The organism is Bradyrhizobium sp. HKCCYLRH3061, assembly GCF_051168015.1.
Classification (GTDB): Bacteria; Pseudomonadota; Alphaproteobacteria; order Rhizobiales; family Xanthobacteraceae; genus Bradyrhizobium.
The window spans coordinates 77,439-92,657 of the sequence record NZ_JBNPUE010000011.1; the positions used below are offsets into that span (position 1 = coordinate 77,439).

Genomic DNA, 15,219 nt, shown 5'->3' on the forward strand with positions numbered 1-15,219 from the left:
CGGAAATCGTTAACCTTGTTAATCTCCCGTTAAGCAGGACCGGGCCTCGTGGAGGCCGATCTTCCATGCGATCTGGATCGAGACATGATGCGACGGAACGTGATGCTGACAGCTCTGAAGGCGGGTGCCGGCGCGGCGGTTCTGGTCACGGCGTTGACGGTGGTGTCCGGTTCCGCTGTCGCGCAATCCGGCGGCGGGCCGCTGAACTTTCTCGACGGCCTGTTCACGGGCACCTTGACCAAGGGCAACCCCGCCCCCAACCAGCCCCCTGCCGCCGGCGGGCCGCAGCCGTGGAGCGGCGAGGACGGCGCCTCCGGCCATCCGCTGATGACGGCGGCGGCGATCCGCGAGGCCGCCGGCAATTTCGACAATTGCGTCGCCGGCATGTGGCCAGATGCCGCAAGGCGCAACATCACGCAGGACAATTTCCAGCGCTTTACCGCCGGCCTGTCGCCGGACCTGCGCATCATGGACCTGCTCGACGCGCAGCCCGAATTCACCAAATCGATCTGGGACTATCTCGACATCCTGGTGAACGACAACCGGCTGGCGAAGGGCCGCGAGGTGCTGGCGAAGTACAAGCCGCAGTTCGATGCGGCCGAGCGTGCCTACGGCGTCGACCGTTACATCGTCGCTTCGATCTGGGGCATCGAGTCCAACTACTCGACCCAGATCGGTGACCGCAGCGTGCTGCAGTCGACCGCGACGCTCGCCTGCATCGGCCGCCGCCAGGCCTATTTCAAGGATGAGTTCCTCTCCGCCCTGGAAATCCTCAATCGCGGCGATCTGCGCCCCGAGCAGTTGCGCGGCTCCTGGGCAGGCGCCTTCGGCCCGACCCAGTTCATGCCGACCGCGTTCAAGCGCTTCGCCGTCGATGCCGATGGTGACGGCCGCCGCGACGTCGTCGACAATCCGGCCGACCTGATCGCCTCGACCGCCAACAATCTGAAGAAGGACGGCTGGCAGAGCGGCCAGAGCTGGGGCTACGAGGTCGTGGTGCCCCAGGGCTTCAACTACATGCTCGCCGACCGCGCCAAGAGCATGAGCTTCCGCCAGTGGGAACAGCTCGGCCTGCGACGGGCCAATGGTCAGCCGTTCCCGACTAGCGCCGAAAAGGCCTATCTGCTGGCGCCGGCCGGCGCCCAGGGCCCCGGCTTCCTGATGCTGCAGAACTTCCGCGTCATCATGAAATACAACCCTGCGGAAGCCTATGCGCTGGCGATCGGACACTTCGCTGACCGCCTGCGCGGCGCGCCGCCGTTCGTTCAGGCCTGGCCGCGCGAGGAGCGAACGCTGTCGCGCGGCGAGCGGCTCGAGCTGCAGCAATTGCTCGCCGAGCGCGGATTTTACCGCGGAACGCCGGACGGCCAGTTCGGTGGGCAGACGCGCGAGGCGCTGCGGAACTTCCAGGCCTCGATCGGGGCGCCGGCGGACGGATTTGCCACCTCGGACGTGCTCGAACGGCTGCGGGCGCGCTGATCGCAGCCCAACCTGCCCTGCCGGTAACCTTCTGGGGTGATTACCGGCGCCGTCAACACCATCCGGTGAATGCCCGTTTGCGGCCTGATTCGCGTCCTATTATATGGATCGTCACGATCACGCCGCGCGACGGGTGCGCATGTCAAAGCTGAAGTCCATCCTCAAGCTGTTGAACGAGCCCGGCCCGCTGGTCGTGCTGGCGGTCGTCATCGCCATGCTCGTCGGCATCGCCGGCCCCGCCTCGGCCCAGTTCTTCAACTTCAACCCGTTCGCTTCGCCCCGCCCGGCCCCGCGCGGCGGTGGAGGTGGCGGAGGCTGGTTCGGCGGCGACTTCTTCGCTCCGTTCCCGCAGCAACAGCCCAAGCGGGTGATCCAGGACTATTCCAAGGCGCCGCCGCCGGAAAAGCGTGACGGCGCGCCGGACCGCTACGTGCTGGTGCTGGGCGACGCCATGGCCGACTGGCTCGCCTATGGCCTGGAAGAGGCCTATGCCGAGCAGCCCGACATGGGCGTGACCCGCAGGATCAGGACCACGTCGGGCCTCATCAAGTACCAGCCCAGGGGCGAGCCGGCCGACTGGGCCGCCGCCGCCAAGGGCATCCTGGCGACCGAGCGCGCCGACGCCATCGTCATCATGCTCGGCCTCAACGACCGCATCTCGCTGCGCGAGCCTGCGGTGGAGAAGACCGAGAAGCCGGACGACAAGAAGGGCGACAAGGCCAAAAAGGATGCCAAGGCCAAGCCCGGCGAGACAAAGCCCGGTGAGGCCAAGCCGGGCGAAGCCAAGCCGGACGGCAAGGCCGACACGGCGGCCAAGCCCGACGACAAGGCTGCCGATACCGATCTGCCGCAGGACGAGGTCGACAACGACACGCCCGCGGTCGCGGCACCGGAGAAGGCCGCCCGCTCGCCGGGCGGCCTCTATGAGTTCCGGGACGAGCGCTGGGTCGAGCTGTATGCGAAGAAGATCGAAGAGATGATCGCGATCGCCAAGAGCAAGGGCGTGCCCGTGCTCTGGGTCGGCCTGCCCGCGGTTCGCGGTCCCAAGGGCACCGCGGACACGCTGTTCCTCGACTCGCTGTATCGCGATGCCGCCGGCAAGGCCGGCATCACCTATGTCGATGTCTGGGACGGCTTCGTCGACGAGTCCGGCCGCTTCCTGCAGAAGGGCCCGGACTTCGAGGGCCAGATCCGCCAGTTGCGCTCCTATGACGGCGTCTATTTCACCAAGCCGGGCGCGCGCAAGCTCGCCCACTATGCCGAGCGAGAGATCAACCGGCTGCTCGCGGCCCGTTCTGCGCCGCTCGAGCTGCCAAACGAGCCGGCGACGCCGGACGCCAATGCCGTGCCCGGCCAGCCGGCGCCGCGGCCGGTCGCCGGCCCGATCCTGCCGCTGGTGGCGTCATCCGTCGGCACCGACCAGTTGCTGGGCGGCCCCGGCTCCCGACCTGCGGCGGTCGACGCGCTGGCGGCCCGAACCCTGGTCAAGGGCGAGGCCCTGAGCCCGCCGGCCGGCCGCGCCGACGATTTCGTCTGGCCCCGCCGCGAGGTCGGCCGCGAACAGGCCAAGGAGCCGCCGAAGGAGCTGACCCGGCCCGAAGCGCCGATGGCAGCGACCACGCCGGCGGAAGCAACGCCGGCCGCGCCGACACCGGCGCCACCGAGACAGAAGCGGCTGACCGCGCCGACGGCCCCCGGCCAGCAGCCGCCAGCCCAGGCACAGCAGCCGAATCAGCCAGGTCAGGGCGTCCGTGAATTCTTCGGCTTCGGCGCGCCTCAGCAGCCGGCACGGCCCCCTGCCGCGCGCAATCCGAACGTGCCGCCGCGGCCGCCAGCATCGGTCGGCCGCTCGGCGGCAGCGCTGGAGTCCCAGGGACGCTGATCGTGGCCGCGCCTGAGCGCCAGGGGTGATCGACGCGATCGTCCGAAACGAAATGCCCACAACAAGATCGGCCCGCATTCGCGGCGAATGCGGGCCGATTGTCATCTGATCGTCAGGGGGACTTACGGATTCAGTAGCGCCAGCGCTGCGGCGGCTGCGGCCGACTCGGCGAGCGCATCAGCATCGCCAGCAGGAAGCCGATGCCGCCGGCGACCAGGAGCGCGCCCATCGGATTGTCCTGAACCCGCTTGGTCAGGGCCTGCGTGCCGTCACGCAGCGTCTCGGAGCCGTTACCGAATTTATCCTTGGCGAAATCCATCGCCGCATCGCCGGCCTCGCGCGCCGCGTCCTTGGCCTGGCCATACATGTTCTGCACGACGCCCGCGGCCTCGCGTGCACGGCCCGAGGCCTGCGTGCTCTTGTCGCCCAACATCTCGCCGACGCCGCCCTCGATCTTGCCTGAGACATCCTTGGCCGTACCGGTCAGCCGATCCTGATCCATTGCCGCTCTCCTTCTCTGCACTGTGCGGGATTGCTGGCCTGCTAACCGGCCAGCGCGGCGCAGGTTCCGAACGACTACAAAATCAGGCCGCCGTCGACGACGAGGGTCTGGCCGATGATGTAGGACGACAGTGGCGAGGCCAGGAACAGCGCCGCACCGGCCATGTCCTGCGGCGTCCCCAGCCGCCGCAGCGGGATGCGCTGCAGCGCGCCCTCGAGGCGCTTCGGATTGGCGGTCGTCACTTTGGTCATCTTGGTGTCGACGAGCCCGGGCGCGATCCCGTTGACGCGGATGCCGTCTTCCGCCCACGCCTCAGCCAGGGTTCGCGTCAATCCCATCGCGCCGGTCTTCGAGGCGTTGTAGGCCGGATTGCCCATGGTCGAATGATAGGCCGCAGTCGACGAGACGATGATGAGCGCGCCCCTGGCATCGCGCAGCAGGCCGTGAAATTTCGTCGCACAGGCCATCAGGCTGATGAGGTTGACCTCGACCACCTTGCGGAAGCCCTCCATGGCGAATTCGCCGCGGCGGTACAACACCGCGCCCTGCGCCAGCACCAGCACATCGAGCCGATCGAGCCGCGGCACGAAGCTTTCGATCGCGCCGGGATCGCTCACATCGAGCTGATGGTAGTTCACCCCTGCGAGATCGGAGCCCTCTCCTTCGGCATAATCGGCAGCGCTCGCCCGCGTGCCGCTGATGTCGACGCGCGCGCCCTGCGCGCGAAACGCCTGCGCGATGCCGTTGCCGATGCCGCTCGATCCGCCGATCACCAGCACCGAACGTCCCGTGAAATCGAGTGCGTTCATCTCCCCACTCCTTCCATTGTTGTTTGTCGGATGGTGTGGGGATCGGCGCAGGCCCTGTCAACGGCATCGCGGCTGTGGCGACACCGGCATCGGCACCTTTCGCATCAATGCTGCTGCGCAGCTAATTCATCGGCGTCAGCCGAAGCAGGCGGCCGGGCGAATCGTCCTCGATGACCCAGACGGCCCCGTCCGGCGCCACGGCGACATCGCGGATGCGCTCGCCCATGTCCCAGCGCTCGGCCTCGTCAGGCTGACCATCGGGCCGGAAGGCAACGCGGACCAGCGCCTGCGCCCGCAAGCCTCCAATCAATGCCGATCCCTTCCATTGCGGAAACATCGGACCATCATAGAAGACGAGGCCGGCCGGCGCGATCACGGGATCCCAATACAGCGGCGGCGGCGCGAGGTCGGGCCGCGTCGCATGCCGCGGGATCGGCGTGCCGTCGTAGTTGTCGCCGTTGGACACCAGCGGCCAGCCGTAGTTCTTGCCCGGCTCGATCAGGTTCAGCTCGTCGCCGCCGCGCGGTCCCATCTCGTGCAGCCAGAGCTTGCCATCTGATGCGAAGGCGAGCCCGTACGGATTGCGGTGGCCGCTGGTCCACGTCTGGGCCGGCACGCCCTTGTCCTCGGCCATGGGATTGTCCGACGGAGTCGCGCCGTCGAGATTGAGCCTGAGCACCTTGCCGCGCGCCTGGCGTGGATCCTGTGCGCTGTTCGGCTGCATGCGGTCGCCGACGGTCAGGAACAGATGCGTTCCCGACGGATCGAACGCGATGATGCCGCCGGGCTGGCCGCCGCCACCGGCCGGCGTCTGGCGCCAGATGACGACGGGGTCGGTCAGGCCGGCGCTGTCGTTTGCGAGCGACAGCACGGCGCGGGTCAGCACGAGCCGGCTGCCCTCGCTGCTCGGCTCGGTGTAGGTGAGATAGATCTGCGACGTCGTCGCGAAGCTCGGCGACACCGCAATGTCCAGGAGACCGTTCTGTCCGCGCGCCGCGACCGCAGGCACGTTGCCGATCTGGATCTTCTTTCCACCTTGCGTGACCAGAAAGATCCGGCCGGGCTTCTCCGTGATCAGCATCCGCCCGTCGGGCAGGAAGGCGATGGCCCAGGGCGTATCGAACTCGGCAACGCTCCGCGCCTCGAAAGGCCGCACCGCGCTTGCCTTGCGATCGCCGGCGTTGATGCTCTCGGCTCGCGCAGCCGTGGTCGCAACGAGTCCCATCACCAATGCCAAGCGCATGAAGGTCGTGGAGAGCACCATGATCACTCCGGTTTGTTGATCCGTGTCGTCAGCAACGAGAATTCGGCCATGCCGGATCGGTGCCTACCGAATGCGTTCGATCAGTGATAATCTCAACGGCGCGCATGCGATGCGCATTTTTCCGTGAGCCGCAAATATGCACCAGCACAGGCAACTCAGCCGCTCGGTCAAGGGATTGATCGTCCTGATCACCGGCGCAGCATCGGGGATGGGGCGCGCGACCGCGCACGTGTTCGCAGATGAAGGCGCCAGGGTCGCAGTCACCGATATCGATGAGGACGGAGCCCGCGCGGTGGTGGCGGATATCCTGGCCTGCGGCGGAACATCACGTGCCTGGCGGCTCGACCTCACCGACCGCGACGCCATCAGCGCCGTCGTTGGCGAGGCCGCGGCGCATTTCGGCGGGCTCGACATCGTCGTCAACAATGCCGGCATCTCGGTGCGCGTCGCGATCGACGACGTGGCCTACGACGAGGCCTGGACAAGAGGGCTTGCGATCATGCTGACGGCACAGCAGCGCGTCATCCGTGCCGCGCTGCCGCATCTGCGCCGCTCGAGCAGCCCGCGCATCGTCAACATCGCCTCCACCGAGGCGCTCGGTGCAACCGCGCTGCACAGCGCCTACTCGGCTGCGAAGGCCGGGGTGACCGGATTGACGCGCGCGCTCGCGGTCGAGCTCGGCCGCGATGGCATCACCGTCAACTGCATCTGTCCGGGACCGATCACGACCGCCATGACCGCGCGCATTCCGGACGAGCAAAAGGCGGTCTATGCGCGGCGCCGCACCGCGCTTGGCCGCTATGGTGACCCCGAAGAAGTGGCGCACATGACCTTGAGCCTGAGCCTGCCGGCCGCCTCGTTCCTCACCGGAGCGGTGATCCCGGTGGATGGCGGGCTGATGGCCCGCAATGCGTGATGTCTGCCGCCCCGGCATGACAGCCGTGCACGCGGCGCTCCGCGCCTTGCGTTGACTTCGCACATCGCCGGCGTAGCCTCCATCAGAAGAAGCGGACAGGAGTCCGCCCTCATGAGGACGCGAGGAGGACACCATGGCAATCGCCATCCGACAGCTGCACCCGCATTTCGTCGGCGAAGTGTCCGGTATCGATCTGCGCAAGCCTCTCGCCGGGGACGACCTCGCGCAGCTGCAGGCCGCGATCGATCACTACGCCGTTCTCGTATTTCATGATCAGGACCTCACCGACGCGCAGCAGCTCGGCTTTGCGCTCAGCTTCGGCGAGCGCGAGCAGGCGCGCGGCGGCACCGTCACCAAGAAGGAAGACTACCGCCTAACCACTGGCCTCAACGACGTCTCCAATCTCGGCAAGGATGGCAAGCCGCTGCCACCGGACCATCGCACGCATCTGTTCAATCTCGGCAACTGCCTGTGGCACTCCGACAGCTCGTTCCGGCCGATCCCGGCGAAATACTCGATTCTCTCCGCGCGCATCGTGAACCCGAAGGGCGGCAACACCGAATTCGCCGACATGCGCGCCGCCTATGACGCGCTCGACCAGGAGACCAGGGACGAGATCGAGGATCTCGTCTGCGAACATTCGCTGATGTATTCGCGCGGCGCGCTCGGCTTCCTCGACTACACCGATGAGGAGAAGGAGATGTTCAAGCCGGTCAGGCAGCGACTGGTGCGAACGCATCCCGCGCACGGCCGCAAGTCGCTGTATCTGTCATCGCATGCCGGCGCCATCATCGGCATGAGCATGCCGGAGGGCCGGCTCTTGCTGCGCGACCTCACCGAGCATGCGACACAGCCCGAGTTCGTCTACGTCCACAAATGGCGGCTGCACGACCTGATCATGTGGGACAACAGGCAGACCATGCACCGCGTGCGCCGCTATGACCAGTCGCAGCCGCGCGACATGCGCCGCGCCACGGTCGCCGGCACCGAACCGACGGTGGCGCAGCAGGCGGCGGAGTAGCGCCCTTTCACACACTGTCGTGAGAGATGCCGTCATTGCGAGGAGCGAAGCGACGAAGCAATCCAGAGTCGCGGGCGGGACTCTGGATTGCTTCGCTTCGCTCGCAATGACGGTTGGAGAAACAGGCGATACCTCGATAACGCGCTTCTTCGATCCCGGCGCGCGCCGGACCATCAGCAGGATGATCGCCTCTACGCGTGCCCCGCGGCGTTGGAGAGCATGCCGGGATCGATGCCGATCTTGCGCAGCGCGAGATCGTATTTGGCGTCGACATTGTCGCCGAAGATCAGCTCCGGATCGGCGTCGCAATGCAGCCAGCCATTGTCCTGGATCTCTTCCTCCAACTGGCCGGCGCGCCAGCCGGCATAGCCGAGCGCGAGGATCGCGTGCTTTGGACCGTCGCCCTTGGCGATCGCCTTGAGGATGTCGATGGTCGTCGTCAGGCAGACGCCGTCGTTGATCTTCAAGGTCGCGTTGGCGATGAAGTAGTCGCTCGAATGCAGCACGAAGCCGCGGCCGGTATCGACAGGGCCGCCGCTCAGCACCTTCATCGTCTCGGCGCTGTCGGGCAGGCTGATCTGATCGCTCTTCTCGATGATATTCAGTTGCATCAGGAGCTGAGGGAAGTCGATGCTGCCCGCCGGCCGGTTCACCATGATACCCATGGCGCCCTCGGCCGAGTGCGCGCAGAGATAGATCACCGAGCGCTCGAACCGGGAATCGCCCATCACGGGCATTGCAACCAGCAGCTGGCCGTCGAGGTAACCACCGTGAGAGGTGTGATCCCCGATCCCCGTCACTTTGCGGCGAATGTCGCCCAGCCTTTTTGCCTCAGGATTCATCCGCAAGGACTCTCATGATCATCGATATCCTGATATTGGGATGCGCATCTGTCAATCAAGGTTCAGGTCCTCGCGAGGAAATCTGCTCACAAGCATTTCAATGGTTTGCGCCCGAACCGCACTCTAAAGACGTCTCATGTCCGCCTTGGTTCCTCACCACTCTGCCACACTGCTGGTCGCGACCGTCGTATCATCCTGCCTTGCGTTCGGCGCGCAGGCGCAGGATTCCTCGCCCTGGCAGCGCGACAGCCACTCCGCGGTGCGCCTGCTCGCGGGCTCGCGCAGCGGTCCGGTCATGCTGGGCGGCATCGCCCTTGCGCTGCAGCCGGGATGGAAGACCTATTGGCGGACGCCCGGCGATTCCGGCGTGCCGCCACGTTTCGACTTTTCCAAGTCGGAGAACGTCGAAGCGGTGACGGTTCTGTGGCCCGCGCCGACAAAGTTCGATGACGGCGCCGGTGGACACTCGCTCGGCTATCATGATCAGGTCGTGCTGCCGCTGCGCATCGTCGCCAAGACCCCCGACAAGCCGATGACCCTGCGCGCCGACATCAGCTACGCGGTTTGCGAGAAGATCTGCATTCCCGTCGAGGCAAAGGCCGAGCTCGCCTTCACCAGCGTCGCCAGCACCGAAGATACGACGCTCTCGGCGGCCCTCGACACGGTGCCGAAGCCGGCCACTGTCGGCGATGCCAATCCCTTGACGATCCGCGACGTCAAGCGCGACGGCCAGAAGGACGTCGTCGTCGACGTCGCCGTCGCCGATCCGCGCAGCGTCCAGCTCTATGTCGAGGGTCCGACGCCCGACTGGGCGCTGCCGATCCCGACCGTGCGCGACAGCGGCATGCCGGGCATCAAGCGCTTCGCCTTCGAGCTCGACGGCGTTCCGCCGGGGGTGAAGCCGGACGGCGCGGCGCTGAAATTCACGCTGGTCGGCCCCGACAAGTCTTACGAGTTCAATTTCACTCTGCCGTGACGGCTGGTGCGCCGCGCGACCGACGCGGCGCCGGTCCAACTCAATCTTAACGTTGCGTTGATAGGGAGGACCATCGCCGCCATCCGCGCGGCCGTGGAGCCGGACCCCCGCCGTGGCCGTGATGGATGCCCGCAATGACCCCGCACCGACCGGCCTCGCGGCCCGCCTGAAGGCGCGCTTGGCCGCGCTCGGCGGCAGCGGCGAGGCATCGCTGACGCGCCGCCTCGCCGGCACCATCTTCCTGATCCGCGTGCTCAGCGCCGGCCTGGCCTATCTCAGCCAGATACTGCTCGCGCGCTGGATGGGCGGCTCGGACTACGGCACCTACGTCTATGTCTGGACCTGGGTGCTGCTGCTCGGCAGCATGCTCGATGTCGGCATCGCCTCCTCGGCGCAGAAGATCATTCCGGACTACCGCACCTCGGGCCAGCAGGCGCTGCTGCGCGGCTTCCTCTCCGGCGGACGCTGGCTGACCTTGGCGACCTCCATGGCTGCCGCGCTGCTGCTCGCCGGCCTGGTCGCGCTGCTGTCGCCCTGGATCGACGCCGGCGAGCGCATGCCGCTCTATATCGGCTGTCTCACCCTGCCCGCCTTCGTCGTCGCCAACACCCAGGACGGCATCGCCCGCTCGCACGACTGGATGACGCTCGGGCTGATGCCGCAATTCATCATCCGCCAGACGCTGATCATCGGCTTCACCGCCGGCGCCGTCGTGCTCGGTCTCGATCTCGGCGCCACCGCGGCGATGGCCGCGAGCGCGGCCGCGGTGTGGCTCGCGATGCTCGGCCAGATGCTGGTGCTGAACGACAGGCTCCGCCGCCACATCGCGCCGGGACCCAAGCAATATGATCTGCGCGGCTGGCTCGCGATCTCGCTGCCGATCCTCCTGGTCGAGAGCTTCTATCTGCTGCTGTCCTACACCGACGTGCTGGTGCTGCAGCAGTTCCGCTCTTCCGAGGAGGTCGGCATCTATTTCGCGGTGGTGAAGACGCTCGCGCTGGTGTCGTTCATCCACTACGCGATGTCGGCGACGACGGCGCATCGCTTCGCCGAATATCACGCGCTCGGCGACAAGGTGCGGCTGTCGGCCTACGTCGCGCATGCCATCAAGTGGACGTTCTGGCCGTCGCTCGCGGCGACGCTGGTGCTGCTCGCGCTCGGCAAGCCGCTGCTGTTTCTGTTCGGCGCGCAGTTCACCGCCGGCTACGACATCATGTTCATCGCCGCGATCGGCCTCGTCGTGCGCGCCGCGATCGGACCGGTCGAGCGGCTCTTGAACATGCTGGGCCAGCAGCGCGCCTGCGCGATGGCCTATGCGGCGGCCTTCGTCATGAACCTCGTGCTCTGCATCCTGCTGGTGCCGCAGTTCGGCGGTCACGGCGCCGCGGCCGCGACCTCGCTGTCGCTGGCGTTCGAGACCGTGCTGCTGTTCCGGATCGTCAAGCAGCGGCTCGGGCTGCATGTCCTCGCCTTCGGCAAGGCATCTTGAGGAAACCATGTTGACGCATCTGTTGCGTCATCTTGGCCTCGCCTTGGCGGAACTGCGCGCACAGCGCCGCCGCAACGCGCCGTGCGCGACGATCACGCAAGTGTTGGGTGCAGCGCCTTGATATCGGCGCGATCCTCCCGGCACATGATTTGATCGCGCTGGGGGAGAATGAGATGTCGAGACTGGGGGTCGCACTATCGCTGGCCGGAACCGTGATGCTGGCCGGCTGCATGGAAGCGACGCTGTCGCCGACGTCGGACGCGGCGTTGACGCCTCGCGACCGCCAGTTGCTGTCGCGCGCGCCTTATGCCGAGGCGCAGATCCCGCAACAGTTCCAGCGGCACATCGTCGACTACACAAGGCAGGAGCAGCCGGGCACGATCGTCGTCGATACCGATGCGCGCTTCCTGTACTACGTTCTGCCGGACCGCAAGGCGATCCGCTACGGCGTCGCCGTCGGCGAGGAGGCGATGGCATTCTCCGGCGTCGCCACGGTCGGCAAGCTCGCCGAATGGCCGGACTGGGTTCCGACCGCCGACATCCAGGCGCGCCTCGGGCCGTATCCCAAGCGCGTCGCCGGCGGCCCGGCGAATCCGCTTGGCGCCCGCGCGATCTATCTGTACGAGGGCAACAAGGACACCCTGTACCGCATCCACGGCACCAACCAGCCCGAATATATCGGCCAGGCGATCTCGTCGGGCTGCATCCGCATGACCAACACCGACGTCGCCGACCTCTACACCCACGTCCAGCTCGGCTCGACCGTGGTCGTGCTGCCTCCGGGCCAGAGCGTCGCCTCCACCACACCGAACGTCTTCGCGCGCCGTAGCTGATCGGCTGGCGTCCCGCTAGCCGTAGCGCAGCTTCAAGCCGAGGATCGCCGCCACCAGGCCGAGCGTGATGGCGTTGGCGACGACCAGCGGCAGATCGCTGATCAGCGCGCCGTACAGCAGCCACATCGAGTTGCCGGTGGTCTGCAGCACGAACATGCCCATCGAGATGTCATGGGTCGAGCGCGAGCGCCAGGCCTTGATGACCTGCGGCAGGAACGAGCATGTGGTGCAGGTGGCGGCGCCGAGGCCGATGATGGTGGTCAGCAAGGTGAGGTCCGTGGGCGTGCGTCCAAGAGAAGCACGCTTGTAGAACGGACCGCGCCGAAGCGAAACCCGCCTCGGCGCGAAACTGGCGCTTTGTCCGGCGCTTGCGCGGCGATCAAGCCGCGGTCCAGCCGCCGTCGATCGACAGATTGGTGCCGGTGATCTGAGCCGCATCGTCACCGCACAGGAACAGCGCCAGCGCCGCGACCTGCTCGGATGTCACGAACTCCTTGGTCGGCTGCGCCGCCAGCAGCACGTCGTTGATGACCTGCTCCTTGGTGAGGTTGCGCGCTTTCATCGTGTCCGGAATCTGCTTCTCGACCAGCGGCGTCCACACATAGCCCGGCGAGATGCAGTTGCAGGTGATCTTGAAGGTCGCGAGCTCGAGCGCCACGGTCTTGGTCAGGCCGGCAATGCCGTGCTTGGCCGAGACATAGGCCGACTTGAACGGCGAGGCGACCAGCGAGTGCGCGGACGCCGTGTTGATGATGCGGCCCCAGCCGCGCTTCTTCATGCCGGGCACCGCGGCGCGGATGCCGTAGAACGCGGAGGATAGGTTGATCGCGATGATCTGCTCCCACTTCTCCGGCGGGAAGTCCTCGACCGGCGAGACGAACTGGATACCGGCATTGTTGACGAGGATGTCGACCGCGCCGAACGTGGTCTCGCCGAGCGCGATCATGCCGGCGATCTCGGCCGGCTTGCTCATGTCCGCCGGCGAGTGCACGGCCTTGACCTTGTAGTCGCTCTCGATCGCCGCCCGCTCCTTCTCGATATCGGCAGGCGCGCCGAAGCCGTTGAGCACGATGTTGGCGCCGGCGGAGGCGAAGGCGCGTGCATAGGCCAGCCCGATGCCGCTGGTCGAGCCGGTCACGACCGCGGTCTTGCCCTTCAGATTCGTCGTCATTGCTTCACTCCTTCTTGGCGGCAGCGGGACTGCCGTCCTGCGTGAGATCGTAGGTGACCATGGTCTCGCCGGACTGCGGCCGCTGCAGCCAGTCCTTGTGGCGCATCGACTGGTGGACGTCGCGCACGCCCGCCTCCCAATGCTCGACCATCGCGACATGGGAGAAGTCGTAGTCCTTCGATGAGCTCTCGTAGCTCTTGCTGCGATAGATCAGGTGCACCACCGTCACCGTGTTCTCCTGCGCCGCCTTGCACAGGATCTCGAGCGACGGATCGTTGCGCAGCTCGTCCGGCAGCCGGGCGTAGAGCTCGCGCAGCGCCTTGCGCGTGTTGTGGATCATGCGGTTCTTGTCGGTGTTCATCCGCGTCCGGCTGGAATAGCGAATGTCCTTCTCGCGCTCCGCGGCCTCCAGCAGCGTTCGCGGCAGATCGCCGCGCGCGGAGAACAGATCGACCTGGAATATAAGGAGATCGCGATCGGTTTCCATGTCGAGCACGTAGTCGAGCGGCGTATTGGAGGCGATGCCGCCATCCCAATAGTGCTCGCCATCGATCTCGACCGGCGGGAAGCCGGGCGGCAGCGCGCCCGACGCCATGATATGCTCGGGCCCGATCCGCTTGCCCCGCTTGCTGAATTCGACATTGTCGAAATAGGTGAAATTGCCGGTGGTGACGCCGACGGCGCCGACGGAGAGCCGCGTCTTCAGATCGTTGATGCGGTCGAAATCCACCAGCCGCTCCAGGGTCCGCTTCAGCGGCGAGGTGTCGTAATAGCTGACCGATTGCGGCGTTCCGGACGGCCACAGCGGCGCCGGCGGAAAGCGCGGCGTGAAGAAGCCGGGCACGCCGAACGCTGCGATCAGCCCGGCGCTGACTTCGTTGAAAGCCGAGCGGTGATGATCGCCATTGAGCAGCGGCTTCCACGGCACCGGCGACGACACCATCTCCCAGAATTCCTTGAGACGGCCGATGCGTTTCTCGCGGTCGTTGCCGGCGATGATCGCGGCATTGATGGCGCCGATCGAGATACCGGCAACCCATTCCGGTTCGAAATCAAAATGGCACAGCGCCTGATAGGCGCCGGCCTGATAGGAGCCGAGCGCGCCACCGCCCTGCAGGACGAGCACGCGTTGCGATTCGGCTGGAGTTGCAGGCAGCGGGGGAAATGGATGTTGCGTCATTACTGCGGTCATTAGCAAAGCAAGGCGCCACCGTGGCGTCACTTCGCGGTGACGTCAATCCACCCCCAGGGATAGCACCCTGCACCGGGACGCGTGTCGGCGTCGAGCGCGCCTCCGCTGCACAGGCCCGGAGCGGGCCTGCCCGTTATGACGGCTTCTTGCCGTCCGGCGCGGCGAGGATCATGGTCCAGAACACCTTGTACTTGGTGTTCGGAGCATAGCTCGCGGCGATGCCTATTTTTGTGACACCGCTCTTGAGCATGTTGGCGCGGTGGGGCGGCGAGTCGCGCCAGCCGGAAAACGCTTCCGCCAGCGTGTGATAGCCGGCCGACACGTTCTCGACCGCGACGGTGGCGTCGTAGCCCGCGCCGTTCAGCCGCTTGGCCAGCGGGGCGCGCACGTCATGATCGAGCTTGTTCTTGTCGGCCATCGCCTGCGACTGCGACTCCGCCAGCCGCATCAGCTCGGGATCGACCTCGACCGTGCCGAGCCCGTTGTTCTGGCGGTATTGCGAGATCATCGTCGCGGCAGCGACAGCATCGAGCTTGGCGCCTGCGACCGCCATGTCGGCATACATCGTCGGCGCCTGCACGACCGGCGTCTCGGCCGCGCAGCCGGCGAGCAGGAATGCCAAGAAGAAAGCGAGTGCCCGATGCTTCAATGAACCAGTCCCTATGCCGATACGAGAGGCGGGTTGTTGCACATCAACCGTGGCTGAAAGGTGAATCGGCGGTAAGTTCCGTCGGTACAATTGCGGCCATTCCCGCCGGTTACGGTTCGTTGACCATAAGAGCGGCGCGGTCAAGCCTGCCGGGTGGGACAAAGCCTCTCTAGCCCTGCCAATCGTGTGACGAG

The 15,219-nt window shown here is 66.4% G+C and carries 15 protein-coding genes; 7 read left to right on the forward strand and 8 right to left on the reverse strand.

Annotated elements, in window-relative coordinates; all coding sequences use genetic code 11:
• The first annotated feature begins 84 nt into the window (after positions 1-84).
• Together ACQR2C_RS18845 and ACQR2C_RS18850 are read left to right on the forward strand one after the other, a co-directional pair.
• The gene (locus ACQR2C_RS18845; RefSeq protein WP_315804752.1) at positions 85-1,479 is read left to right on the forward strand and encodes a lytic murein transglycosylase; all 1,395 of its coding nucleotides are present in this window, start codon (positions 85-87) and stop codon (positions 1,477-1,479) included.
• Positions 1,480-1,618: 139 nt separating this feature from the next.
• Positions 1,619-3,361: a DUF459 domain-containing protein gene (locus ACQR2C_RS18850; RefSeq protein WP_316177302.1), complete on the forward strand. Its 1,743-nt coding sequence runs from the start codon at positions 1,619-1,621 to the stop codon at positions 3,359-3,361.
• A gap of 130 nt (positions 3,362-3,491) precedes the next feature.
• On the opposite strand, the gene ACQR2C_RS18855 is transcribed toward ACQR2C_RS18850, so the two are convergent.
• From ACQR2C_RS18855 to ACQR2C_RS18865, 3 genes are all read right to left on the reverse strand, one after another.
• Complete coding sequence (locus tag ACQR2C_RS18855; RefSeq protein ID WP_434881828.1) at positions 3,492-3,863, reverse strand: CsbD family protein; 372 nt, start codon at positions 3,861-3,863, stop codon at positions 3,492-3,494.
• Positions 3,864-3,937: 74 nt separating this feature from the next.
• Positions 3,938-4,672 carry an SDR family NAD(P)-dependent oxidoreductase gene (locus ACQR2C_RS18860; protein WP_434881829.1) on the reverse strand — a complete coding sequence of 245 codons (735 nt, stop codon included), beginning with the start codon at positions 4,670-4,672 and terminating at the stop codon, positions 3,938-3,940.
• A 121-nt stretch (positions 4,673-4,793) separates the two neighbouring features.
• A complete protein-coding gene (locus tag ACQR2C_RS18865; RefSeq protein WP_434881830.1) occupies positions 4,794-5,936 on the reverse strand; it encodes a PQQ-dependent sugar dehydrogenase in 1,143 nt (380 codons plus the stop codon).
• Positions 5,937-6,072: 136 nt separating this feature from the next.
• Between ACQR2C_RS18865 and ACQR2C_RS18870 the strand changes: the two genes are divergently transcribed.
• Together ACQR2C_RS18870 and ACQR2C_RS18875 are read left to right on the forward strand one after the other, a co-directional pair.
• The gene (locus ACQR2C_RS18870) at positions 6,073-6,852 is read left to right on the forward strand and encodes an SDR family NAD(P)-dependent oxidoreductase (RefSeq protein ID WP_434881831.1); all 780 of its coding nucleotides are present in this window, start codon (positions 6,073-6,075) and stop codon (positions 6,850-6,852) included.
• 133 nt (positions 6,853-6,985) lie between these two features.
• Positions 6,986-7,873 (forward strand): TauD/TfdA dioxygenase family protein, encoded by an 888-nt coding sequence (locus ACQR2C_RS18875; RefSeq protein ID WP_434881832.1) that lies wholly within the window; start codon positions 6,986-6,988, stop codon positions 7,871-7,873.
• Between the two features lie 191 nt (positions 7,874-8,064).
• Here the strand turns inward: ACQR2C_RS18875 and ACQR2C_RS18880 are convergent, their stop codons facing one another.
• On the reverse strand, positions 8,065-8,715 hold the full coding sequence (locus ACQR2C_RS18880) for a YqgE/AlgH family protein (RefSeq protein ID WP_315713870.1): 651 nt from the start codon (positions 8,713-8,715) through the stop codon (positions 8,065-8,067).
• 136 nt (positions 8,716-8,851) lie between these two features.
• Between ACQR2C_RS18880 and ACQR2C_RS18885 the strand changes: the two genes are divergently transcribed.
• The 3 genes from ACQR2C_RS18885 to ACQR2C_RS18895 all read left to right on the forward strand — a co-directional run bounded on the left by ACQR2C_RS18885 (position 8,852) and on the right by ACQR2C_RS18895 (position 12,013).
• Positions 8,852-9,691, forward strand: a complete 840-nt coding sequence (locus ACQR2C_RS18885; RefSeq protein WP_434881833.1) for a protein-disulfide reductase DsbD domain-containing protein — start codon at positions 8,852-8,854, stop codon at positions 9,689-9,691.
• 112 nt (positions 9,692-9,803) lie between these two features.
• Positions 9,804-11,180, forward strand: a complete 1,377-nt coding sequence (locus ACQR2C_RS18890) for a lipopolysaccharide biosynthesis protein (protein ID WP_434881834.1) — start codon at positions 9,804-9,806, stop codon at positions 11,178-11,180.
• A gap of 173 nt (positions 11,181-11,353) precedes the next feature.
• Positions 11,354-12,013 carry a L,D-transpeptidase gene (locus tag ACQR2C_RS18895; RefSeq protein ID WP_315804743.1) on the forward strand — a complete coding sequence of 220 codons (660 nt, stop codon included), beginning with the start codon at positions 11,354-11,356 and terminating at the stop codon, positions 12,011-12,013.
• Between the two features lie 15 nt (positions 12,014-12,028).
• On the opposite strand, the gene ACQR2C_RS18900 is transcribed toward ACQR2C_RS18895, so the two are convergent.
• From ACQR2C_RS18900 to ACQR2C_RS18915, 4 genes are all read right to left on the reverse strand, one after another.
• Positions 12,029-12,280, reverse strand: a complete 252-nt coding sequence (locus ACQR2C_RS18900; RefSeq protein WP_006614646.1) for a SemiSWEET transporter — start codon at positions 12,278-12,280, stop codon at positions 12,029-12,031.
• Positions 12,281-12,392: 112 nt separating this feature from the next.
• Positions 12,393-13,184, reverse strand: a complete 792-nt coding sequence (locus tag ACQR2C_RS18905) for a 3-hydroxybutyrate dehydrogenase (protein WP_315804742.1) — start codon at positions 13,182-13,184, stop codon at positions 12,393-12,395.
• 4 nt (positions 13,185-13,188) lie between these two features.
• Positions 13,189-14,364 (reverse strand): patatin-like phospholipase family protein, encoded by a 1,176-nt coding sequence (locus ACQR2C_RS18910; RefSeq protein WP_316177286.1) that lies wholly within the window; start codon positions 14,362-14,364, stop codon positions 13,189-13,191.
• A gap of 145 nt (positions 14,365-14,509) precedes the next feature.
• Positions 14,510-15,025 carry a CAP domain-containing protein gene (locus ACQR2C_RS18915; RefSeq protein ID WP_434881835.1) on the reverse strand — a complete coding sequence of 172 codons (516 nt, stop codon included), beginning with the start codon at positions 15,023-15,025 and terminating at the stop codon, positions 14,510-14,512.
• Positions 15,026-15,219 lie beyond the last annotated feature (194 nt).